Source organism: Mycobacterium cajalii (assembly GCF_045809005.2).
In the GTDB taxonomy this organism is placed as follows: Bacteria; Actinomycetota; Actinomycetes; order Mycobacteriales; family Mycobacteriaceae; genus Mycobacterium.
The window spans coordinates 4,776,326-4,797,518 of the sequence record NZ_CM141436.1 but is presented as its reverse complement, the minus strand read 5'-3'; the positions used below and the strand labels follow the sequence as shown (position 1 = coordinate 4,797,518).

At 70.2% G+C, this 21,193-nt stretch carries 18 protein-coding genes and 1 pseudogene; 15 read left to right on the top strand and 4 right to left on the bottom strand.

What is annotated here, in order from left to right; translation table 11 throughout:
• The first annotated feature begins 187 nt into the window (after positions 1 to 187).
• Positions 188 to 1,657, top strand: a complete 1,470-nt coding sequence (locus ACJ512_RS22700) for an aldehyde dehydrogenase family protein (RefSeq protein WP_407688936.1) — start codon at positions 188 to 190, stop codon at positions 1,655 to 1,657.
• Positions 1,654 to 3,457 (top strand): annotated as a pseudogene (locus ACJ512_RS22695) (CaiB/BaiF CoA-transferase family protein). Before ACJ512_RS22700 ends, ACJ512_RS22695 begins: the two are co-directional and overlap by 4 nt.
• A gap of 16 nt (positions 3,458 to 3,473) precedes the next feature.
• On the opposite strand, the gene ACJ512_RS22690 reads toward ACJ512_RS22695, so the two are convergent.
• A complete protein-coding gene (locus tag ACJ512_RS22690; protein ID WP_407688937.1) occupies positions 3,474 to 3,752 on the bottom strand; it encodes a type II toxin-antitoxin system RelE family toxin in 279 nt (92 codons plus the stop codon).
• Entirely contained in the window at positions 3,749 to 4,018 is a 270-nt protein-coding gene (locus ACJ512_RS22685; protein WP_369737527.1) for a type II toxin-antitoxin system Phd/YefM family antitoxin, read from the bottom strand. Before ACJ512_RS22685 ends, ACJ512_RS22690 begins: the two co-directional genes overlap by 4 nt.
• A gap of 212 nt (positions 4,019 to 4,230) precedes the next feature.
• Here ACJ512_RS22685 and ACJ512_RS22680 point away from each other — a divergent pair, with 212 nt between their 5' ends.
• From ACJ512_RS22680 to ACJ512_RS22665, 4 genes are all read left to right on the top strand, one after another.
• Positions 4,231 to 5,628, top strand: coding sequence for an IS1380 family transposase (locus ACJ512_RS22680; RefSeq protein WP_461479851.1), 1,398 nt, complete (start codon positions 4,231 to 4,233; stop codon positions 5,626 to 5,628).
• 255 nt (positions 5,629 to 5,883) lie between these two features.
• The gene (locus tag ACJ512_RS22675) at positions 5,884 to 6,789 is read left to right on the top strand and encodes an alpha/beta fold hydrolase (protein WP_407689584.1); all 906 of its coding nucleotides are present in this window, start codon (positions 5,884 to 5,886) and stop codon (positions 6,787 to 6,789) included.
• Positions 6,790 to 6,798: 9 nt separating this feature from the next.
• The gene (locus ACJ512_RS22670; RefSeq protein WP_407689581.1) at positions 6,799 to 8,220 is read left to right on the top strand and encodes an acyl-CoA synthetase; all 1,422 of its coding nucleotides are present in this window, start codon (positions 6,799 to 6,801) and stop codon (positions 8,218 to 8,220) included.
• 86 nt (positions 8,221 to 8,306) lie between these two features.
• Entirely contained in the window at positions 8,307 to 9,605 is a 1,299-nt protein-coding gene (locus ACJ512_RS22665) for an MFS transporter (RefSeq protein ID WP_407689583.1), read from the top strand.
• A gap of 1 nt (position 9,606) precedes the next feature.
• Here the strand turns inward: ACJ512_RS22665 and dapD are convergent, their stop codons facing one another.
• Positions 9,607 to 10,560 (bottom strand): 2,3,4,5-tetrahydropyridine-2,6-dicarboxylate N-succinyltransferase, encoded by a 954-nt coding sequence (gene dapD / locus ACJ512_RS22660; RefSeq protein ID WP_407689582.1) that lies wholly within the window; start codon positions 10,558 to 10,560, stop codon positions 9,607 to 9,609.
• 87 nt (positions 10,561 to 10,647) lie between these two features.
• On the opposite strand from dapD, the gene dapE reads away from it, so the two are divergent.
• Complete coding sequence (gene dapE, locus ACJ512_RS22655; protein WP_407689580.1) at positions 10,648 to 11,712, top strand: succinyl-diaminopimelate desuccinylase; 1,065 nt, start codon at positions 10,648 to 10,650, stop codon at positions 11,710 to 11,712.
• On the opposite strand, the gene ACJ512_RS22650 is transcribed toward dapE, so the two are convergent.
• The gene (locus ACJ512_RS22650; RefSeq protein WP_461479850.1) at positions 11,709 to 13,820 is read right to left on the bottom strand and encodes an AAA family ATPase; all 2,112 of its coding nucleotides are present in this window, start codon (positions 13,818 to 13,820) and stop codon (positions 11,709 to 11,711) included. The two genes, dapE and ACJ512_RS22650, sit on opposite strands and share 4 nt — an antisense overlap.
• Positions 13,821 to 13,901: 81 nt before the next feature.
• On the opposite strand from ACJ512_RS22650, the gene ACJ512_RS22645 reads away from it, so the two are divergent.
• The 8 genes from ACJ512_RS22645 (at position 13,902) to ACJ512_RS22610 (ending at position 21,135) form a co-directional block, all read left to right on the top strand.
• Complete coding sequence (locus ACJ512_RS22645; protein ID WP_407686221.1) at positions 13,902 to 14,465, top strand: TIGR00730 family Rossman fold protein; 564 nt, start codon at positions 13,902 to 13,904, stop codon at positions 14,463 to 14,465.
• 72 nt (positions 14,466 to 14,537) lie between these two features.
• Complete coding sequence (fadD6, locus tag ACJ512_RS22640) at positions 14,538 to 16,331, top strand: long-chain-acyl-CoA synthetase FadD6 (RefSeq protein WP_407686226.1); 1,794 nt, start codon at positions 14,538 to 14,540, stop codon at positions 16,329 to 16,331.
• A gap of 104 nt (positions 16,332 to 16,435) precedes the next feature.
• Entirely contained in the window at positions 16,436 to 16,798 is a 363-nt protein-coding gene (locus ACJ512_RS22635; protein ID WP_407686220.1) for a hypothetical protein, read from the top strand.
• 209 nt (positions 16,799 to 17,007) lie between these two features.
• Complete coding sequence (locus ACJ512_RS22630; protein WP_461479849.1) at positions 17,008 to 18,105, top strand: AAA family ATPase; 1,098 nt, start codon at positions 17,008 to 17,010, stop codon at positions 18,103 to 18,105.
• A gap of 244 nt (positions 18,106 to 18,349) precedes the next feature.
• Positions 18,350 to 19,174 (top strand): dihydropteroate synthase, encoded by an 825-nt coding sequence (folP, locus tag ACJ512_RS22625; protein WP_407686225.1) that lies wholly within the window; start codon positions 18,350 to 18,352, stop codon positions 19,172 to 19,174.
• A complete protein-coding gene (locus ACJ512_RS22620; protein WP_407686218.1) occupies positions 19,171 to 20,166 on the top strand; it encodes a glucosyl-3-phosphoglycerate synthase in 996 nt (331 codons plus the stop codon). The genes folP and ACJ512_RS22620 overlap by 4 nt, the downstream gene beginning before the upstream one ends.
• 38 nt (positions 20,167 to 20,204) lie before the next feature.
• Complete coding sequence (locus ACJ512_RS22615) at positions 20,205 to 20,555, top strand: DivIVA domain-containing protein (protein WP_407686217.1); 351 nt, start codon at positions 20,205 to 20,207, stop codon at positions 20,553 to 20,555.
• 1 nt (position 20,556) lies between these two features.
• Positions 20,557 to 21,135, top strand: coding sequence for a DNA-3-methyladenine glycosylase I (locus ACJ512_RS22610; protein WP_407686216.1), 579 nt, complete (start codon positions 20,557 to 20,559; stop codon positions 21,133 to 21,135).
• The last annotated feature ends 58 nt before the right edge of the window (positions 21,136 to 21,193 follow it).

The window sequence follows — 21,193 nt, the reverse complement described above, 5'->3', positions numbered from 1 at the left end:
GACCAGGCGATCCGACATATTGCGGCAATATGTCTTGCGCCGTTGTGTCTACTCCAGGCGGACAGCTCTGTCAACGGCGTGGGCAACGCATTGAAATACGCGGAGATTCGTCTCTTCAGTGATTGACGTCACGTCGTCATAGGTGAACACTGTCTCGGGAGATGACCGACGTTCGGTAAGGAAGCGCATGGCCGAGTTACCACCTCCGGGTCCCCTGGTCGACACCTATCGGCTCTACATCGACGGAGGCTGGGTCGAACCGGGGGACGGCCGCTACGACGACATCGACCCGGCGACCGAACAGGTCATCGCCGGCGCCCCCGACGCGAGCGTCGCGCAGGTCGGCGACGCGATCGCGGCCGCGCGCCGCGCTTTCGACGACGGCCCCTGGTCGGCGATGGGTCCCGAGGAGCGGTCCGCCTGCCTCAACCAGCTGGGCGCGGCGCTGCTCGAGCGCGCCGACGAGTTCTTCGCGCTCTCGCAGGCGGAGTGGGGCTGCGTTGCGAACGAACGAATGATGCAGATCGACGGCGCCGGATACACGTCCATGCACGCGGCGCAGTTGGCCACGCAGCTGGTCGACGAGCCGGTCACCGGGATCGGCGCCGGTACCACCGTGCTGCGGCACGAGCCCCTCGGTGTGGTGTCCATCCTGACACCGTGGAACTTCCCGCACATTCTCAACGTCATGAAGGTGAACAACGCGCTGGCCGCGGGCAACACCGTCGTGCTCAAGCCGTCGCCGCTGACGCCGCTGGCCGGGCTCGCGCTGGCCCGAATCATCGACGAGCACACCGACATCCCGCCGGGGGTGGTCAACGTCGTGACGCCGTCGGGCCTGCAGGCCGCCAAGCTGCTCACCACCGACCCGCGGATCGACATGATCAGCTTCACCGGCAGCTCGACCGTCGGGTGCGAGGTCATGCGCTCCGCCGGCGACGCCATGACGCGGCTCCTGCTGGAGTGCGGCGGCAAGTCGGCGAGCGTCGTCCTGGACGACGCGACCGTCACCGACGAGATGCTCGAGCAGCTGCTGTTCAACTGCTGCTCACTGCACGCCGGGCAGGCCTGCATCCTGCACAGCCGGCTGCTGCTGCCCGAGAAGCTGCACGACGACGTCGTCGACCGGCTCGTCGCGCTCGCCGGCGATGTCAAGGTCGGCGACCCCCGGGATCCCGCGACGCGGATGGGACCGCTGATCAGCGCGGCCCAGCGCGACCGCGTCCAAAAGCACGTCGACGGGGCCGTTCGCGACGGGGCGAAACTGGTGACCGGCGGCGGCCGCCCGGCCGGGCTGGACACCGGATTCTATTTCGAGCCGACGATTCTCACCGAGGTCGACCCGGACTCGGCGATCGCCCAGGAGGAGGTCTTCGGCCCGGTGCTGACCGTGCTGCGCTACGCCGGCGACGACGAGGCCGTGGCGATCGCGAACAACTCCCGCTACGGGCTTTCCGGCGCCGTGTGGGGCACCGACGTGGACCGGGCGGTCGCCGTCGCCCGCCGCATCCGCACCGGGCAGGTCGCGATCAACGGCGTCGGGCCCGGCGACGCCCCGTTCGGCGGTTTCAAATTGAGCGGATTCGGCCGGGAAAGCGGCGGGATCCGCGGGCTGCACCAGTACATGGAGGTGAAGGCCATCGGGATCCCCGCGTGACAGGGCCGCTGGCCGGGCTGCGCGTCGTCGAACTCGCCGGCGACATCTCGGGCCCCTACGCCGGCAAGCTCCTCGCCGACCTCGGCGCCACGGTCACCAAAGTCGAGCCGCCCGAAGGGGATCCGCTGCGCCGGTGGGGCCCGTTTCCCGGTGGCGCCACCGATCCCCGGCGCTGCGGGCTTTTCGAGTACCTCAATGCCGGGAAGCGTTTGGTCACAACCGATTCCGCCGACGCATGCGAGCTCGGCGCCGATGCTCGGAGTCGTGCGGTCCGCCGACGGGTGGGTGGGCATCAACTGTCTGACGGGGCAGCACTGGCTCGACGTGTGCGCGATGCTCGGACTGCCGGAATGCGGCGAGCAGCAGATCGCGATCATGATGGGCGGACCGGAGCGCGCCGAATTCTTCGCCGAGGCCGAGCCCTGGCTGGCCGGCCATACCGTCGCCGAGATCGTCGAACTGGCCCAGGCGCTGCGCATCCCGGCCTCCCCGGTCAACGACGGCGCCACGGTGCCGGCCTGTCCGCAGTACGCCGAACGCGGATTCTTCGTCGACGCGGGTGGCGCCGGCTGGTCGTTCCGGCGCCCGGGCCCGCCGTTCCGGTTCTCCGAAACCGGTGCGCCACAGCCGAACCCGTTGACTCCGGTGGCTCCGGGGCGGCTGCCCTTCGCGGGGCTGCGGGTGCTCGACCTGACCACGTTCTGGGCCGGGGCGTACCTGACCTGCTACCTCGGGGCGTTCGGCGCCGACATCGTCAAGGTCGAGTCGATCCAGCGTCCCGACGGCCACCGCTACTCGGGGGCGTTCGCCTACGAGGGCGACGACTGGTACGAGCGCAGCCCGATCTGGCAGGGCACCAACCTCAACAAGCGCGACCTCACGCTCGACCTGACCTCGCAGCGGGGCCTCGACATCGCCCGCCGGCTGGCCGCGGAGGCCGACGTCGTCGTGGAGAACTTCTCCCCGCGCGTCGTCGAGCAGTTCGGTCTGGACTACGAGTCGGTGGTGGCGCTGAACCCCGGCGTGATCATGGTCCGGATGCCCGGGTTCGGGTTGCACGGCCCCTGGCGCGACTACGTCGGCTGGGCGCTGAACTTCGAACAGACCTCCGGGATGTCGGCGGCCACCGGCTATCCCGACGGGCCGCCGTGCAACCCGCAGGGGCCCGCCGACCCGATCGTCGGCGTGCACGCGGGCGTCGCGCTGCTGGCCGCGCTCGAGCACCGCAACCGCGCCGGGGCGGGCCGGCTGATCGAGATCGCCCAGATCGAGGTCGCGGCCTGCGTCACCGCGGAACCGGTGATCGAGTACTCGATGAACGGCGTGGTGCGTCCGCGCGAGGGCAACCGGCAGCGCGGCTACCTGCAGGGTGTCTACCCGACCGCGGACGACGCCTGGGTCGCGCTGTCCGTGCCCGACCGGGACGGGTCCGACCACGACGCCTTCGACGCGATCGTCGGCGCCTGGACCGCGACGCAGACGGCCGCGGAGATCGTGGGAACCTGTGCGGCGCATGGCATTGCGGCCGAGCGGGTCAGTACCGGCGAGGACATGTACGGCATCCCGCAACTCGACGCCCGCGGCTACTACGAGGAGTTCGAGCACCCGGTCACCGGGCCGCACCGCTACCCGGGGTGGCCGTTTCGCATCACCCCCGGCCCGGCGCGGCACCACCGCAGCGCCCCGCCGACCCTGGGCCGGCACAACGACGAGATCCTGCGCGGGTTGGGGTGCTCCGACGACGAGGTGGCGTCGCTGCGCGCGGCTCGGGTGATCGGTGAGCGGGTGCTGAACGTCTGAGCCGCCGCAGATGGCGTCAGCGGCGATAGGCATGCGCGCGGTGCTCGATGCGGCCGATGTACAGCACGCGGTCGTTCTCGAGCGCCCGGAATGTGACGCGGTAATCGCCGCGGCGCGCGACGCGCCAGCCTTCGAATTCGAATCGCAGCGGCTTGGACAGCCGGTATGGGTCAGCCGGCAATGTGAGGGTGATGAATTCGGCGATCGCAGCGGCGACTCTGTGCGCGAGCCGGTCGAGGGAGCGCGACGCCGACGGCGACAGCTGGACGGACCACGGTGTCTGCGGCCCGGTCACTTCAAGCCGTAGCGCCGGCGAATCTCTTCGCCGCTGACCGTCTTTCCGGCGGCGTAGTCGGCGTCGGCCTGGGCGAGCTCGTCGGCCACACCCGGTGTCCGGAGCGCGTGCAGAGTTTCGTTGAGCGACTCGAGGTCGTCGGCGGACATGAGAACTGCCGCGACGCGGCCGTGCCGGGTGATCTGGATGATTTCGTGGGTGGTGTCGGCCTCGTCGACCAACGCGGAGAGCTTGTCCTTGGCCTCAGTCAGCGGCACCGTCTTCATGAGTCCGCAGTATAGCCCGAACCCTGGCCAATCAATGGCTGGATAAATAGCCGGGCAAAACCGGTGTCGCTAGGGGGCCGCGTCGTGGCACTAGCCCGGATTTTTCGCGGAATGCCGAAGTAGCTGGGTGTTGATGCGCGAAAGTGCCTGTCCTGCAACGCATAATGGGAATTCTCTAGGTTTCCATATGGCGAGCGGAAGGCACTTCGCAAGTGAAGAGTATCGCGGTGACGCGGCGGGTGAAAGTATCGGCGGACGGTCGCGGGGTGGTGTCGCACGCCGGGATGGGGCTGTTGCGGGAACTGGCCGATCTGACCGGGTTATCAGCGCAGGTCACGGCGGTGTTGGCCGATACTTACAAGGGGCCGTGGACTTATGCCCCGGGTGCGGTGTTCGCCGATCTTGCCGCGGCGGTGGCTGACGGGGCGGACTGCATCGACGGGGTCGGCCAGTTGTGTGGGGATCGCGAGCATGTGTTCGGGGCCAAGGCCTCGACAACGACGATGTGGCGGCTGATCGATTATCGCATCGATGCCGCGCACCTGCCGAAGGTTCGCACCGCGCGGGCATCGGCGCGGGCGGCGGCCTGGGCGGCCGGGGCCGCGCCCCCGGCGGGTGTGCCGCTGTACATCGACATCGACGCCACGCTGGTCATCGACCATTCCGACAACAAGGCGCAGGCGGCGCCGACGTGGAAGAAGTCGTTCGGCCATCACCCGCTGCTGGCGTTTCTGGACCGCCCGCAGATCGCCGGCGGTGAGGCCCTGGCCGGGCTGCTGCGCAAAGGCAACGCCGGATCCAATACCGCCGCCGATCACGTCACGGTCCTTCAGCAGGCTTTGGATTCGCTGCCGGCAGATTGGCGTCCCGGCCCGCAGAACCCGGCTGCGCCGGCGGTGGTGGTGCGCTCAGATTCCGCCGGAGCCACCCACAAGTTTGCCCAGGCCTGCCGCGATCACGGGGTCGGGTTCTCCTTCGGGTTTCCCGTCGATGCCCGGGTCCAGGACGCCGTGGACACCCTCAACCTCGGCGATGGCTGGTATCCGGGGATCGACTCCGATGGGCAGATCCGGGACGGGGCGTGGGTGGCCGAGGCCACCGGCCTGGTCAACCTGTCGGCCTGGCCTGCCGGGACCCGGCTGGTGCTGCGCAAAGAACGCCCACACCCCGGGGCGCAGCTGCGCTTCACCGACATCGACGGCATGCGGGTGACCGCCTTCATCACCGACACCCCACCGGGGATGGTTCCCGGGCAGCTGGCCGGTCTGGAACTGCGCCACCGCCAGCACGCCCGCGTCGAGGACCGCATCCGCGAAGCCAAAGCCGCCGGCCTGGCCAACCTGCCCTGTCATGATTTCCAGTCCAACGCCGCCTGGCTCGAAATCGTCCTGGCCGCCGCCGATCTGGTCGCCTGGGCCCAACTGATCGGATTCACCGACGCCCCGCAGCTGGCCCGCTGCGAGATCACCGCCTTCCGCTACCGGGTCCTGCACGTCGCGGCCCGCATCACCCGCGGCGCCCGCCAACTACGGCTGCGCATCGACGCCACCTGGCGCTGGGCCGGTGCCATCGCAACCGCCTGGCAGCGCATCCGCGCCGCCTTCCCCTGACCACCGCAAACCCGCCCCGACGACCCGAAAGACCCACCGGCCATAGGAAAGCCCGCCCACCCCGGCGACACGGGACGGCCAAACACACCCCAAGCCCAAAATCGCTATCGCTCAGCGATCTTCATGGCTCAGCACCCCCGAACCCCACCCGCACGAAAAATCGAGGCTAGAGCTCCAACTGCCCAATCAACCGCGGAGCGGTCGACTCCCCGTGAGCCTTTGGCAAACCACCTTTCCCATGCCAAGCTGCTCGGCATGGCCATCGAGATCGCCCGTCCCAAGCTCGAAGGAAACGTCGCCGTCGGCACCGACCGGCAGATCGGGTTCGCCGAGTTCGGCGACCCCCAGGGGCGGGCGGTGTTCTGGCTGCACGGCACCCCCGGCGCGCGCCGGCAGATCCCCACCGAGGCCCGCGTCTACGCCGAGAACAACCACATCCGGCTCATCGGCCTGGACCGCCCCGGGATCGGCTCCTCGACGCCCCATCGCTACGAGAACATCCGGGCCTTCGGCGAAGACCTGCGCACGATCGCGGACACGCTGGGCATCGACAAGATGGCCGTGGTCGGCCTGTCCGGCGGCGGTCCCTACGCGCTGGCGTCCGCCGCGGTCCTGCCCGACCGGGTGGTCGCCGCCGGCGTGCTCGGCGGCGTCGCGCCGTTCGTCGGCGACGAAGGCATCACCAGCGGCCTGATGAACCTGGGCAAGCGGGCGGCGCCGCTGCTGCGGCTGGGCGGTGACCCGCTGCGGATCGGCGCGAGCCTGATGGTCCGCATGATCCGTCCGGTCGCCAACCCCGCGCTCCATCTGTATGCCGCGCTGTCGCCCGAAGGCGACCGGCGCCTGCTCACCCGGCCCGAGTTCGGGGCCATGTTCCTCGACGACCTGCTCAACGGCAGCCGCAAGCAATTGGCGGCCCCGTTCAACGACGTCATCCTGTTCACCCGGGACTGGGGATTCCGGCTTGACGAGGTCAAGGTCCCGGTCCGCTGGTGGCACGGCGACCACGACCACATCGTGCCGTTCGCCCACGGCGAGCACGTGGTGTCGCGGCTGCCCGACGCCGAGCTCTACGTGCTGCCGGGCGAAAGCCATCTCGCCGGGCTGGGGCGCGGCGAGGAGATCCTGGCCACCCTGATGAAGATCTGGGACGAGCAGTAACCTGCTCACGTGCTGCTGGCTTCCCTGAATCCCGCGCTCGTCACCGCCACCGACCTCGCCGACGCGGTGCGCATCGACGGCGTCGCGCTGAGCCGCGGCGACCTGGTCGGTGCCGCGACGTCGGTGGCCGAACGGGTCGCCGGCGCGGACCGGGTCGCGGTGCTGGCCACGCCCACCGCGGCGACGGTGCTGGCGGTCACCGGCTGTCTGATCGCCGGCGTCCCGTTCGTCCCGGTGCCCGCCGACATCGGTACGTCCGAACGCCGCCACATGCTCACCGACTCGCGGGTGCAGGCCTGGCTGGGGCCCCTGCCGGACGAGCCGGAAGGGTTGCCGCACATCCCCGTCCGGCTGCACGCGCGCTCCTGGCACCGGTACTCCGAGCCGCCGCCCGATGCCACCGCGATGGTCATCTACACCTCCGGCACCACCGGGCTGCCCAAGGGGGTGGTGCTGAGCCGGCGCGCGATCGCCGCCGACCTCGACGCGCTGGCCGAAGCCTGGCAGTGGACGGCCGAGGACGTCCTGGTGCACGGACTGCCGCTGTTCCACGTGCACGGCCTGGTCTTGGGCCTGCTCGGATCGCTGCGCGTGGGAAACCGCTTCGTGCACACCGGAAAGCCGACACCGGCCGGTTATGCCCAGGCGTGTTCGGAAGCCGGCGGCACGCTGTACTTCGGGGTGCCCACGGTGTGGTCGCGGGTGGTGGCCGACGAGGCCTCCGCGCGGGCGCTGAGCCGGGCGCGGCTGCTGGTCTCCGGCAGCGCCCCGCTGCCGGTACCGGTGTTCGACGGGCTCGCCGGGCTGACCGGGCACCGGCCCGTCGAACGCTACGGCGCCTCGGAGTCGCTGATCACGCTGTCCACGCGCGCGGACGGTGAGCGGCGCGCCGGCTGGGTCGGCCTCCCGCTGCCCGGCGTGCAGGCCCGGCTGCTCGACGAGGACGGCGGCCCCGCGCCGCACGACGGGGAAACCGTTGGCAGGCTGCAGGTTCGCGGGCCGACGATGTTCGACGGCTACCTCAACCGGCCGGACGCCACCGCCGAGGCGTTCGACACCGACGGCTGGTACCGCACCGGGGACGTCGCGGTCATCGACGGCAGCGGGATGCACCGCATCGTCGGGCGCGAGTCCGTCGACCTGATCAAGTCCGGCGGATACCGCATCGGCGCCGGCGAGATCGAGACGGCGTTGCTGGGGCATCCGGGCGTGGGCGAGGTGGCCGTCGTCGGGGTGCCCGACGACGACCTGGGCCAGCGCATCGTCGCCTACGTCGTCGGGGCGTCGGACGTGTCCGCCGACGAGTTGGTCAACCATGTCGCCCGGGAGCTTTCGGCCCACAAGCGGCCGCGCGAGGTGCGCTTCGTGGATTCGCTGCCCCGCAACGCCATGGGCAAGGTGCTCAAGAAGCAGTTGCTGTCCGAAGGCTGAGAGCGCGGCCCGTCCCCGAGCGCGACCGCGTGGCGTCGCCTACCGTCGTTACCGTGTCGATCCACGCGGACCCCGGCGTCACGCCGATGAGGCGGGTGGCGGCCGCCTGCCTGGTCGGCTCCGCCATCGAGTTCTACGACTTCCTCATCTACGGCATCGCGGCGGCGCTGGTGTTCCCCACCGTGTTCTTCCCGGGCCTCAGCCCCGCGCTGGCCACGGTCGCCTCGATGGGCACGTTCGCCACCGCGTTTCTTTCGCGGCCGCTCGGCGCGGCCGTGTTCGGGCACTTCGGGGATCGGCTGGGCCGCAAGAAGACGCTCGTCGCCACGTTGCTGATCATGGCCGTGTCCACGGTCGGGGTTGGCCTGGTGCCCACTCCCGCGGCCATCGGGGGCGCCGCCCCGCTGATCCTGATCGCCCTGCGAGTGCTGCAGGGGTTCGCCGTCGGCGGCGAGTGGGCGGGGTCGGCGCTGCTGAGCGCCGAGTACGCGCCCGCGGGCCGCCGCGGCCGGTACGGCATGTTCACCCCGCTGGGCGGCGGTGTCGCGCTGGTGCTGACCAGCCTGGTGTTCCTCGGCGTGAACGCGACCATCGGCGAGCGCAGCGCCGCGTTCCTGCAGTGGGGGTGGCGGGTTCCGTTCCTGATCAGCGCCGCGCTGATCGCCGTCGCCCTGTACGTGCGGCTCAACATCGGCGAGACCCCGGTGTTCGCCGGCGAGAAGGCCCGCGCCCCCGTCACCGAGGCGCCGATCAAGGAGGTGCTGCGCCGCGAGTTCCGCACGATCGTCCTGGCCGGAGGCAGCGTCGTCAGCGGATTCGGATTCGTCTACATGGCCAGCACGTACCTGGCCCGGTACGCGCAGAGCGAACTGGGGCATTCCCGCACCCTGATCCTGGTCGTCGGGGTGCTGGGCGGCCTGGCGAGCATCGCGCTCGTCGCGGTCTCCGCGAGCCTGTCCGACCGGGTCGGGCGGCGACGGATGATGCTGGCGGGGAGGGCGGCGTCGCTGCCGTGGTCGCTGGTCGTGATCCCGCTGATGGACACGGGCAGCCCCGTCCTGTTCGCGGTCGCGATCGTGGGCATGTACGCCGTCGGCGCCATCGCCGCCGGCCCCACGGCGTCGTTCGTGCCCGAACTGTTCGCCACCCGCTACCGCTACACCGGCACCGCGCTGTCCAGCAACCTGGCCGGCATCCTCGGCGGGGCGCTGCCGCCGCTGATCGCCGGGACGCTGCTGGCCAGCTTCGGCAGCTGGGCGCTGAGCCTGCTACTTGCCGCGCTGGTGTTGGTCAGCCTGCTCAGCACCTATTTGCTGCCGGAGACCAACGGGGCGGCGCTGGGAGCGGCGGCGTCGCCAGACCTGCAGTGCAACGGCTGCCGCTGACTCAGTTGGCGTGCAACTCCTCGTTGAGCGTGATGCCCCGGCCGTCGCGGGCCACCACCTCGACTGACCCGGTGCGCGAATTGCGGCGGAACAGCATGTTCCCGGCGCCGGAGAGCTCCCTGGCCTTGACCACTTTGCCGGCCGGCGTGGTCACCTTGGTGCCCGCGGTGACGTAGAGGCCGGCCTCGACGACGCAGTCGTCGCCGAGCGAGATGCCCAGCCCCGCGTTCGCGCCCAGCAGGCAGCGCTTCCCGATCGAGATGACATCCGTGCCGCCGCCGGACAGCGTGCCCATGATCGATGCCCCGCCGCCGACGTCCGACCCGTCGCCCACCACCACACCGGCGGAGATGCGGCCTTCGACCATCGACGCGCCCAGCGTGCCGGCGTTGAAGTTGACGAAGCCCTCGTGCATCACGGTGGTGCCCGGGGCCAGGTGGGCGCCCAGGCGCACCCGGTCGGCGTCGGCGATGCGCACCCCGCTCGGCACGACGTAGTCGACCATCCGCGGGAACTTGTCGACACCGTAGACGGTCACCGGTCCGCGGCGGCGCAGCCGGGTCCGGACCGCCTCGAACCCGTCGACGGCGCAGGGGCCGTGGTTGGTCCACACCACGTTGGTCAGTACCCCGAACAGCCCGTTGGCGTTCAGGCCGTGGGGGGCCACCAGCCGGTGCGAGAGCAGATGTAACCGCAGGTAGGCGTCGTAGGAGTCGGTGGCGACGTCGTCGAGCGAGCCGATCACCGTGCGCACCGCGACGGTCTCGGTGCCGCGGTCCTCGTCGCGGCCGACCAGCGCGCCCAGGTCCGCGGGAACGTCGGACGCGGCGAGCCGCGAGGTGGTGGTGGTGCCCGATTCGGTCAATTCCGGTGCGGGGAACCAGGTGTCGAGAATCGATCCGTCCGAGGCCAGCGTCGCCAGCCCGATTCCTGCAGCTCCAGTCACGGCGGTCAGGTTACTTTACTCTGGCCGAGCAGACACAAAAGCGCCCTGTTCGGGGCGGAAATAGGAGCTTTTGCGTCTGCTCGGCATACTTGGGTCGTGCTGGACTTGCGCGGGGACCCGATCGAGCTGACCGCGGCGCTGGTCGACATCCCCAGCGAATCGCGGCACGAGGCGCACCTCGCCGACGAGGTGGAGGCCGCGCTGCGCGCCCAGACGTCGGGCTTCGAGATCGTCCGCAACGGCAACGCGGTTTTGGCGCGCACGTCAATGGGCCGGCCGTCGCGGGTGCTGCTGGCCGGACACCTCGACACCGTCCCGGCGGCCGGCAACCTGCCCAGCCGCCGCGACGGCGACCTGCTGTACGGCTGCGGGGCCGCCGACATGAAATCCGGTGACGCGGTGTTCCTGCACCTGGCCGCCACCGTGGCCGAACCCGCGCACGACCTGACGCTGGTGTTCTACGACTGCGAGGAGATCGAGGCCGCCGCAAACGGATTGGGGCGCATCGAGCGCGAGCTGCGGGACTGGCTGTCCGCCGACGTGGCCGTCCTGGGCGAGCCCACCGGCGGCTACATCGAAGCCGGCTGCCAGGGGACGCTGCGCGTGGTGATCGGCGCCACCGGCACCCGCGCACACTCGGCGCGTTCCTGGCTGGGCGACAACGCCATTCACAAGCTCAGCCCCGTCCTGGACCGGCTGGCGCGATACCGGGCGCGCTCCGTGGACATCGACGGGTGCACCTACCGCGAGGGCCTGTCGGCCGTGCGGATCGAGGGCGGCGTGGCCGGCAACGTGATCCCCGACGCCGCCTCGGTGACGGTCAACTTCCGTTTCGCGCCCGACCGGTCGGTGGCCGCCGCGCTGGCGCACGTGCACGAGGTGTTCGACGGGCTCGACGTGGGCATCGAGCAGACCGACGCCGCACCGGGCGCCCTGCCCGGGCTGGCGCAGCCCGCCGCCGGGGCCCTGGTCGAGGCCGCCGACGGACGCGTCCGGGCGAAATACGGCTGGACGGACGTGGCGCGGTTCGCCGCCCTGGGCATCCCGGCGGTCAACTTCGGGCCCGGCGACCCCAACGTCGCGCACAAGCGCGACGAAGCGGTGCCGGTGGGCAACATCACCGCCGCCGTGGACGTGTTGCGGGCGTACCTCAGCGCTTAACGGTCGGCGCACCGCCGGGCCTGCGCGGCGGCGTCGGCGGCCGCCGCGCGCATCCCCAGCGCGGCCAGGTCGCCGGACACCGCCCGCAGCGCGGCCGCGTCGCCGGCGGCCAGCGCCCGCGCGTGTGACAGTGCGAGACTGCCCGTTGGACAGTCGATTTCGTCGCACAGCCGGGCCAGCGGATCCGCGGCGCGAATGTCGCCGAGACGCACGGCCTCATACCACGCCCGCAGCGCCGCGCCGGGCTGGCCGCCGCGTTCGGCCATGCGCGCGGCCTCGCGGGCGGCGGCCACGGCGCCGTGTGCGTCGCGCACCGCGGCCAGCCGCCAGGCCCGCGCCACTCCGAGCTCGGGGGCGAACAGCGCCGACTTGGTTCCGTGGCGGGATTCGGCCCTGCTCAACGCCTTTGCCGCAGCGGCGGTGTCGCCCTGCTGGGCCAGCGCGGTGGCCAGCAGCGTCAACGACAGTGGTCCCCACGAATATCCGGTGCGTTCCAGCGTGGTGGCCGCCGGGCCGAGCAGCGCCGCGGCCCGGTCGAATTCCCCGGCGGCGATCAGCACATGGGCCAGCAGCACCTCGCCGATCGCGCGGCCCGGCTGCTGCAGTTCGGCGAAATCGGTGAACTGCTGGGCGAGTTCGGCGGCCGCGTCGAGCCGGCCAGCCATCAGCAGCGCGGTGGTCTGCCCCAACCCGATGGTGAAGCGCAGCAGCCCGGGATGCTCAGCGGCCAGGGCCCGCCGGGCCAGCGGCTCGACATCGTCGAACCGGCCCTGTCGCGCCGAGCACAGCGCGGCCGCGCTGGCCGCCCACGCCACCGCCTGGTCGTCGGCCGCCGGCGACGCCAGCACCTCCCCGGCGATCTCGACGGCATGGGCGACATTGCCCGCGTTCATCGCGAACGTGGCGCTCAGCGCCTGCAGGGTGGTCAGCGAGGCGGGATCGGTGACCCGGTTGCGCACGGTCCGCAAAAACGCGGTCGCGCGTTCGGGTTCGCCGAGCATCCAGAACTGATTGGCCGCCCGCAACAGCGTGAACGCCATCAGCTCCGGTTCGGGCAGCGCGGCCGGGTCGACCACGGCCAGCGCCGCCTCGGCCTCGCGGCCGCGACCCTGCCAGGCCAGGGCGTGGGCCAGCGGCAGCCGCGCCGCGAGGTCCCCGGAGCGGTCCAGCGCCGAGCGGGCCAGCCGTTCGCCCAGTTCGAGGTCGCCCAGCCGCAGGGCCTGCTCGGCGGCCGCGACCACCTCGGCGACCGGCTGCTGGGCGTCGCTGTCCAGCGCCAGGGAAGCCAGCCGCAGCCGCTCGCTGAGATGCCCGGGCGCACGCCGGGACAGCAACGTCACGATCTCGGTGCGCCGCCGCCGGGCGCCGTCGGCTCCGAGCGCGGCCCGGGCCCGCTCGGCGAACAGCGGGTGCGCGGTGTAGATCACCGGCACGCCGCGTTCCCGCGTCTCCGCCGCGCCCCATTCCCGCGCCTGCTCCACCGCGCCGTCGCCGGCCAGGACCGTCAGGTCGGCCAGCGTCAGCGGTTCCTCGACGGCCAGGTAGTCCAGCACCGACCGGGCCGGCGCGGGCAACGCGGCGATGAACTCGTCGACCTCGGCCGGGTCGGTCGGCCCGCCGGGCGCCTCGATGTCGATGGGGTCCAGCAGGGCGTCGGTCCACAGCGCCGCGATGGCCTCGGGGGCGGCGTCCGCACGGGCGGTGACAATCAGCCGTGCCGTGCCGGCCAGCGCCAACTGATAGACCAGCGTCGCCGACAGGATGTCCAGTTCGTGGGCGTCGTCGACGACCAGCAGCAGGTCTTCACCGCCCGCCGCCAGCGAGGCCCGGGCCGCCCGCAACAACGCCGCCGGCTTGCCGAGGTCCGCGACCGCGACCAGATGGCCGAAGGCCCCGAACGGCACCGCCCGCTCGCTCGGGGTGCCGGTGACCCACCTGGCGAGCACGTTCGGGTGCCGGCGGGCGAAGTGCTCGGCGGCCAACCGCGCCAACGTGGACTTCCCGACGCCGTCGGGCCCGAGCACCACGGCACCGGCGCCGCCGGCCAGGGCGTCGTTCAGCCGGTCCAGCGCCGCCGCATGCAGCGGGACGTTCCATCGAATCGGCACTGCCGGATCTTATTGCGCGGGCGAGCCCGGCGGGGCGCATCGGCGGGCGCGCCGTCGGGGCTTGGTCTACCTTTGGCGGATATGGGCCCGGGAGGCAATGCGTCAGGCCGCTGGGCCGTCTGCGTCTACTGCGCGTCCGCGCCGACGCATCCCGAATTGCTCGCCCTGGCCGCCGAACTCGGCGAGGCGATCGCCGAGCGCGGCTGGACCCTGGTGTGGGGCGGTGGCCGGGTGTCGGCGATGGGGGCGGTCGCCGGCGCGGCGCGGGCCCGCGGCGGCCACACCATCGGTGTCATCCCGCAGCACCTGATGCGCCGCGAGATCGCCGACACCGACGCCGACGAGCTGATCGTCAGCGACACGATGCGCGACCGCAAGCGCTCGATGGAAGACCTCGCCGACGCGTTCATCGTCCTGCCCGGCGGCGTCGGCACCCTCGACGAGCTGTTCGACGCATGGACCACCGGCTACCTCGGGATACACGGCAAGCCGATCGTGCTGCTGGACCCGCTGGGGCACTACGAGGGGTTGTGGATCTGGTTGTGCGGGCTGGCCGACCGCGGGTACGTCTCGCAGGCGGCCATGGACCGGTTGGTGCTGGTCGACAAGGTGAGCGCCGCGATCGAGGCGTGCGCGCCCGCCTGAGCCGCGGTCCGTCGCGGCCCCCGATAGGCTGGCCGCCGAGCTGGACTGTTGACAGGGAATCGAGGGATCGACGTGTCCGAACACGACGGGGGAGCGCGCAAGGCGGTTGGCCTGACCGACATCGCACTCAGGTTGCCGGGCGTACTGGCCGACCTGCCGGTCATCCTGCGCGGGGCGCTGACCGGGCTGCTGGCCCGGCCGGACTCCAAGAAGTCGATCGGCACCGTCTTCCAGGAGCGGGCCGCCCGCCACGGCGACCGGGTGTTCCTGAGGTTCGGCGACCAGGAGGTGACCTACCGCGACGCCAACGCGGCCGCCAACCGCTACGCCGCGGTGCTGGCCGCGCGGGGCGTCGGTAAGGGCGACGTCGTTGCCATCATGCTGCGCAACTCGCCCAGCACCGTGCTGGCCATGCTGGCCACGGTCAAGTGCGGTGCCGTCGCGGGGATGATCAACTACCACCAGCGCGGCGAGGTGCTGGCGCACAGCCTGGGCCTGCTGGACGCCAAGGTGCTGATCGCGGAGACCGACCTGGTCAGCGCGGTCGCCGAATGCGGGGCCTTCGAGGTCTCGGCCACCGCCGATACGCTCACCGTCGAAGACCTCGAGCGGTTCGCCGTGAGCGCCCCGGCCACCAATCCGGCGTCCGCCTCGGCCGTGCAGGCCCGCGACACCGCGTTCTACATCTTCACCTCGGGCACCACGGGATTCCCCAAGGCCAGCGTGATGACACACCGCCGGTGGCTGGCCGCGCTGGCCGCGTTCGGCGGCATGGGCCTGCGGCTGAAGAGCTCCGACGCCCTGTACAGCTGCCTGCCGCTATACCACAACAACGCCCTGACGGTGGCGCTGTCGTCGGTGATCAACTCCGGCGCGACGCTGGTGCTCGGCGCGTCGTTTTCGGCGTCCAAGTTCTGGGACGAGGTGATCGCGAGCGGGGCCACCGCGTTCATCTACATCGGCGAGATCTGCCGCTACCTGCTCAACCAGCCGCCGAAGCCCACCGATCGTGCGCACAACGTTCGGGTGATCGCCGGCAACGGGCTGCGCCCGGAGATCTGGGACGAGTTCACCAAGCGCTTCGGTATCAGCCGTGTCTGCGAGTTCTACGCCTCGAGTGAGGGCAACGCCGCGTTCATCAACGTCTTCAACGTGCCCAAGACCACCGGACTGTTCCCGATGCCGCTGGCCTACGTGGAGTACGACCCCGACACCGGCGCGCCGCTGCGCGACGAGAGCGGCCGGGTGCGCCGGGTCCCGGCCGGACAACCCGGCCTGTTGCTCACCCCCGTCAACCGGCTGCAGCCGTTCGACGGCTACACCGACGCGGAGTCGACCGAAAAGAAGTTGGTGCGTGACGCTTTCCGCGAGGGTGACTGCTGGTTCAACTCGGGGGACGTGATGAGCCCGCAAGGCCTGTGGCATGCCGCCTTCGTCGACCGGCTCGGCGACACCTTCCGGTGGAAAGGCGAAAACGTCGCCACCACCGAGGTCGAGGCGGCGCTGGCGTCCGACGACTCCGTCGAGGACTGCACGGTGTTCGGTGTCGAGGTGCCCCGCACCGGCGGGCGCGCCGGCATGGCCGCGGTCAAGCTGCGCGAGGGCGCCGAGTTCGATGGGCAGTCGCTGGCCCGCGCGGTGTATTCGCAGCTCCCCGCGTACGCGCTGCCGCTGTTCGTGCGGGTGGTGGACTCGATCGAGCAGACCACGACGTTCAAGAGCCGCAAGGTGCAGCTGCGCGACCAGGGTTACGGTCCCGACGTCAAGGACCCGCTGTACGTGCTGGCCGGCCGCGACGAGGGCTACGTGCCGTACTACGACGACTACCCCGACGAGGTGGCGGCCGGTAAGCGACCGCGGGGCTGAAGGGCCCGGGGGAGTGCACCGGCCCATCGGTTCGAGCCGGTAAGCGGGTAGTGGGTCAGTTTGAAGCGATGTAATTCGCCGGGCTCCGGCGTCCGGGTGGGGTGATGGGAGAAATGCCTGACCGGTCAAGTAAACGTCCCCGCGACCTCAATGCGCTCGCCGCGTCCATCGCGGCCGATGCTACCGACGAGACGCCAGATCGCTACACCTACCGGGTTGAGTGGTGGGACGAGGACAACGGGTGGGTGGGGCTGTGCCCCGAGTTGCCGTCGCTGTCATGGCTGGAACGCGATATCGCTGCACTACATGTCTACAACTTCGCGCGGCCCCACGTGGCACTCACCAAGGCCGCTAGGGGCCGTAAGGTGACGCCTGCGACGCCCGCCGACGTTGAGGACCGCGTGCGGACCTACCGCGGCATCGCCCAAACGCACGTAACATTACAGACAATCTGTAATGTCCTTTGAGTAGCTCATCGTACGAGACCTTACAACGTTTTTGTAATGTTCTTTAGGTCGCGGGTACCCTCAACGGGAAGCCTTACAGAGACTCTGTAATTTTCCTTGATTGAAAGCTTGAGATGCCGCCCTCAGTCCAGGCAAGAAACCCATACCGGCCCGGGGTGGGTCTAACGCCCACCCACCTAACGGGCCGTGAACGTGAGATTCAGCGGTTCGTGAACACGTTGGACGGTGCTCCAGATATACCCGCCAGTATCAGAATCACCGGCCTGAGGGGTGTCGGCAAAACTGTCCTGTTGCGGAAGCTGGAGGAAGTAGCGACTGAGCGGAACTGGGCAACTATCCAGTTGGAGCTTCAACCGCAACAGAACTCAAACGCGGGTCTAATCGCCATGTTGCAATCGACCACCGATCGCCTACGCCGTGACTTGTCGATTGCCACGCGGGTTCGCCGTGGCCTTGCGTCGGCAGCAGAAGCGATGCGACGCGCCGTAACAGTGGAATGGGAGGGGGTCTCGTGGTCATTGGCGGGTGATCTGGCGGGAGACGCATCTGCCCTCGGTGACGAGCTAAAAGAGACGGTCGATGCAGCGTTAAAGGCCGGCAAGACCGGATTCGCTCTTTTATTGGACGAAGCGCAAGTGTTAAGCGATGACAAGGGTCGTGAAGGGGATCACCCCCTCTCAATACTCATCTCGGCCGTCTCAACACTTCAGCGAGCCGGGGCCCCCCTAGCGCTCGTACTGTGTGGACTGCCCACCCTCACGGTGAATTTGCTCGCCGCTCGGACGTATACCGAACGTATGTTTACGGGCGAAGAGGTCAGTTCGCTCGATCGACGCGCCGCTGAGGACGCATTCGTACTTCCACTCCACGACACGGGTTACTCAGCCACGCCAGAACTAGTGGCGGCTGTTCTGGACGAGGTCGAAGGCTACCCATACTTCATTCAGTTGTGGGGCAAGGAATTATGGGAAATCGCGCGGGCTTCCGGTACGACCGAATTGAGTGTGCCGCTTCTACTCGAAGCCCGAGAGGAGATATACCGGCGGCTGGATCTGGACTTCTACGAACCCCGCATCGCTTCGCTAACACCGGCAGAGCAGGACTTGTTGGTTGACTCGGGCAAGTGTTCCTACCCGCCGCTTATTGTCGCGGAGTTGAACTCACGGTCTTCGAAGTCATCGGGAAACGTGAACGTACTCCTCGGCAGACTAGTCGCTGAGAACGTCATCTATCGAGAGCGCAAAGGCCAATACATCTACACGGCCCCGGGTTTCTACCAATATCTTGAGCGTCGACGACGCCGTTAGGGGTTGACCACCCGATTCAAACTGACCTTTTCAAACTGACCCACTACCGGTGAGCGACCGCGGGGGCTGAAGGGCCCGGGGGAGTGCACCGGCCCGTCGGTTCGAGCCGGTAAGCGACCGCGGGGCTGACGCGAGACGCCCGCAACGGGGCCTGCGCGCCGCGGGGTTTGCGGGAACCAGGCACCATATATGCGTGCAGTCCACGCTGTGCGGCCGCCCGGTCGCAGGGGATCGCCCGCTGATCATGGCGATCGTCAACCGCACCCCGGATTCGTTCTACGACCGCGGTGCGACCTTCAGCGACGGCGCCGCCCGGGATGCGGTCCACCGGGCCATCGCCGACGGCGCCGACGTGATCGACGTGGGCGGTGTCAAAGCGGGGCCCGGTGACAGCGTCGACGCGGCCACCGAGATCGCCCGCCTGGTGCCGTTCATCGAGTGGCTGCGCGGCGCCTATCCGGACCAGCTGGTCAGTGCCGACACCTGGCGCTCGGAGGTGGCCAGGGTGGCCTGCGCCGCCGGCGCGGACCTGATCAACGACACCTGGGGCGGCGTCGACCCCGCCCTGCCTGCGGTGGCCGCCGAGTTCGGCGCGGGACTGGTGTGTTCGCACACCGGGGGCGCGCTGCCGCGCACCCGCCCGTTCCGGGTGAGTTACGGTACATCGGCCCGCGGCGTGGTGGACGACGTGATCCGCAAGGTCACCGGCGCCGCCGAGAGGGCCGTGGCGGCCGGGGTGGCCCCCGACAGGGTGCTCATCGACCCGGCCCACGACTTCGGCAAGAACACCTTCCACGGTCTGGCCCTGTTGCGCCACGTCGGCGATCTTGTTAACACGGGGTGGCCGGTGCTCATGGCTTTGAGCAACAAGGACTTCGTCGGGGAGACTCTTGGAGTGGAATTGACCGAGCGGCTCGAGGGAACATTGGCGGCCACCGCGCTGGCGGCGGCCGCGGGTGCGCGAATGTTTCGGGTGCACCAGGTCGCGGCCACCCGGCGGGTTCTGGAGATGGTGGCCTCGATCCAGGGAACGCGCCCGCCGGCGCGCACGGTGAGGGGACTGGCATGACGGCATCCGAACTCGTCGCCGGCGAACTGACGGGTGCGGGGACCGTGTCCGCACGCCCCGGGGACGTCTGGCTGCGCGACCGCTGGCACCGGCCCGGCTGGACCGTCGAGGAGCTGGAGGCCGCGAAGGCCGGGCGGACCATCTCCGTGGTGCTGCCCGCCCTCAACGAGCAGGACACCGTCCAATCGGTGATCGAGAGCGTCTCGCCGCTGATCGGCGACGGCGGGGGCCTGATCGACGAGCTGATCGTGCTCGACTCCGGCTCGACCGACGACACCGAGATCCGCGCCATCGCCGCCGGCGCCCGCGTCGTCAGCCGCGAACAGGCGCTTCCCGGGGTGCCACCCCGGCCCGGCAAGGGCGAGGCGTTGTGGCGCTCCCTGGCGGCCACCAGCGGCGACATCGTGGTGTTCGTCGACTCCGACCTGATCGACCCGCACCCGATGTTCGTGCCGTGGCTGGTCGCTCCGCTGCTCACCGGCGACGGCGTTCACCTGGTGAAAAGCTTCTACCGGCGGCCCCTGCAGGTCGGCGACGCCGACGGCACCGCGGGGGAGACGGGCGGCGGGCGGGTCACCGAGCTGGTGGCCCGGCCGCTGTTGGCGGCGTTGCGACCGGAGCTGGGCCGCATTCTGCAGCCGCTGGGCGGCGAGTACGCCGCGAGCCGGGAATTGCTGACCTCACTACCGTTCGCCCCGGGCTACGGCGTGGAGATCGGCCTGCTGGTCGACACCTTCGACCGGTTGGGGCTCGACGCGATCGCCCAGGTCAACCTGGGTGTGCGGGCTCACCGCAACAGGCCGCTGGCCGAACTGGGGGCGATGAGCCGTCAGGTCATCGCGACCCTGCTCTCCCGCTGCGGGATCCCCGACTCCGGGGTCGGGTTGACCCAGTTCCTCGCCGACGGGCCCGAGGGTTTCGGCTTCACCCCGCACACCTCGCCGGTGTCGCTGGCGGACCGGCCGCCGATGAAAATGGTCCGGCCACGGTGATCCCCGGCCTGTCGGCACGATAAGGCAGTATCGGTCACGTGGCGCTGGTGTTGCTGTACCTGGTTGTGTTGGTGCTGGTCGCGATCGTGCTGTTCGGTGCGGCCAGCCTGCTGTTCGGGCGTGGTGAGCAGCTGCCGCCGCTGCCGCGGGGCACGACGGCGACGGTGCTGCCCGCCTACGGCGTGACCGGCTCCGACGTCGACGCCGTCAAGTTCACCCAGGTGTTGCGCGGATACAAGACCAGCGAGGTGGACTGGGTGCTGGACCGGCTCGCCCGCGAGCTCGAGGCCCTGCGCGGACAGCTGGCGGCGGTCAATGCGCCGGCCGCCGAGCCCGCCGCCCAAGCCGATCCGGTGGAACCCGAGGACGGCCAAAACCGTCAGGACTGACATGAGCGATGACGAGCTGGTTCGCTGCGGCTGGGCGTCGGCGCGGCCCGGCCCCGATTTCGACCTGTACCGCGCCTACCACGACCGGGAATGGGGCCGCCCGGTGCGCGACGGGGCCGCGTTGTTCGAACGGGTGAGCCTGGAGGCCTTCCAGAGCGGGCTGTCCTGGCTGGTCATCCTGCGCAAGCGGGAGAATTTCCGGCGCGCCTTCTCCGGGTTCCACATCGAGAAGGTCGCCGGCTACACCGATGCCGACGTGCAGCGACTGATGGCCGACGGGGGAATCGTCCGCAACAGGGCCAAGATCGAGGCGACGATCGCCAACGCGCGCGCGGCCGCCGAGCTGGGATCTCCCGACGACCTGTCCCGGCTGCTGTGGTCGTTTGCGCCGCCGCCGCGGCCCCGGCCGGCCGACGGCAGCCAAATCCCCTCGGCCAGCGCCGAATCGAAGGCGATGGCACACGAGCTGAAACGCCGCGGATTCCGCTTCGTGGGACCGACCACCGCCTATGCGCTGATGCAGGCAACCGGGATGGTCGACGACCATATTCGTGCTTGCTGGGTGCCCGCGACAGGCTGATGGGGCCGCACAGCCGGGTCTTGGTGCAACCCGTGACCTTCATAGGGAACAATGGAGG

Excerpts from the sequence above, each read along its gene's own strand:
- ACJ512_RS22700 (WP_407688936.1), top strand. The coding sequence starts at position 188 with ATGGCCGAGTTACCACCTCCGGGTCCCCTGGTCGACACCTATCGGCTC.
- ACJ512_RS22685 (WP_369737527.1), bottom strand. The coding sequence starts at position 4,018 with ATGAAGACGGTGCCGCTGACTGAGGCCAAGGACAAGCTCTCCGCGTTG.
- ACJ512_RS22675 (WP_407689584.1), top strand. The coding sequence starts at position 5,884 with ATGGCCATCGAGATCGCCCGTCCCAAGCTCGAAGGAAACGTCGCCGTC.
- ACJ512_RS22665 (WP_407689583.1), top strand. The coding sequence starts at position 8,307 with ATGAGGCGGGTGGCGGCCGCCTGCCTGGTCGGCTCCGCCATCGAGTTC.
- ACJ512_RS22645 (WP_407686221.1), top strand. The coding sequence starts at position 13,902 with ATGGGCCCGGGAGGCAATGCGTCAGGCCGCTGGGCCGTCTGCGTCTAC.
- ACJ512_RS22635 (WP_407686220.1), top strand. The coding sequence starts at position 16,436 with ATGGGAGAAATGCCTGACCGGTCAAGTAAACGTCCCCGCGACCTCAAT.
- folP (WP_407686225.1), top strand. The coding sequence starts at position 18,350 with ATGGCGATCGTCAACCGCACCCCGGATTCGTTCTACGACCGCGGTGCG.
- ACJ512_RS22620 (WP_407686218.1), top strand. The coding sequence starts at position 19,171 with ATGACGGCATCCGAACTCGTCGCCGGCGAACTGACGGGTGCGGGGACC.
- ACJ512_RS22610 (WP_407686216.1), top strand. The coding sequence starts at position 20,557 with ATGAGCGATGACGAGCTGGTTCGCTGCGGCTGGGCGTCGGCGCGGCCC.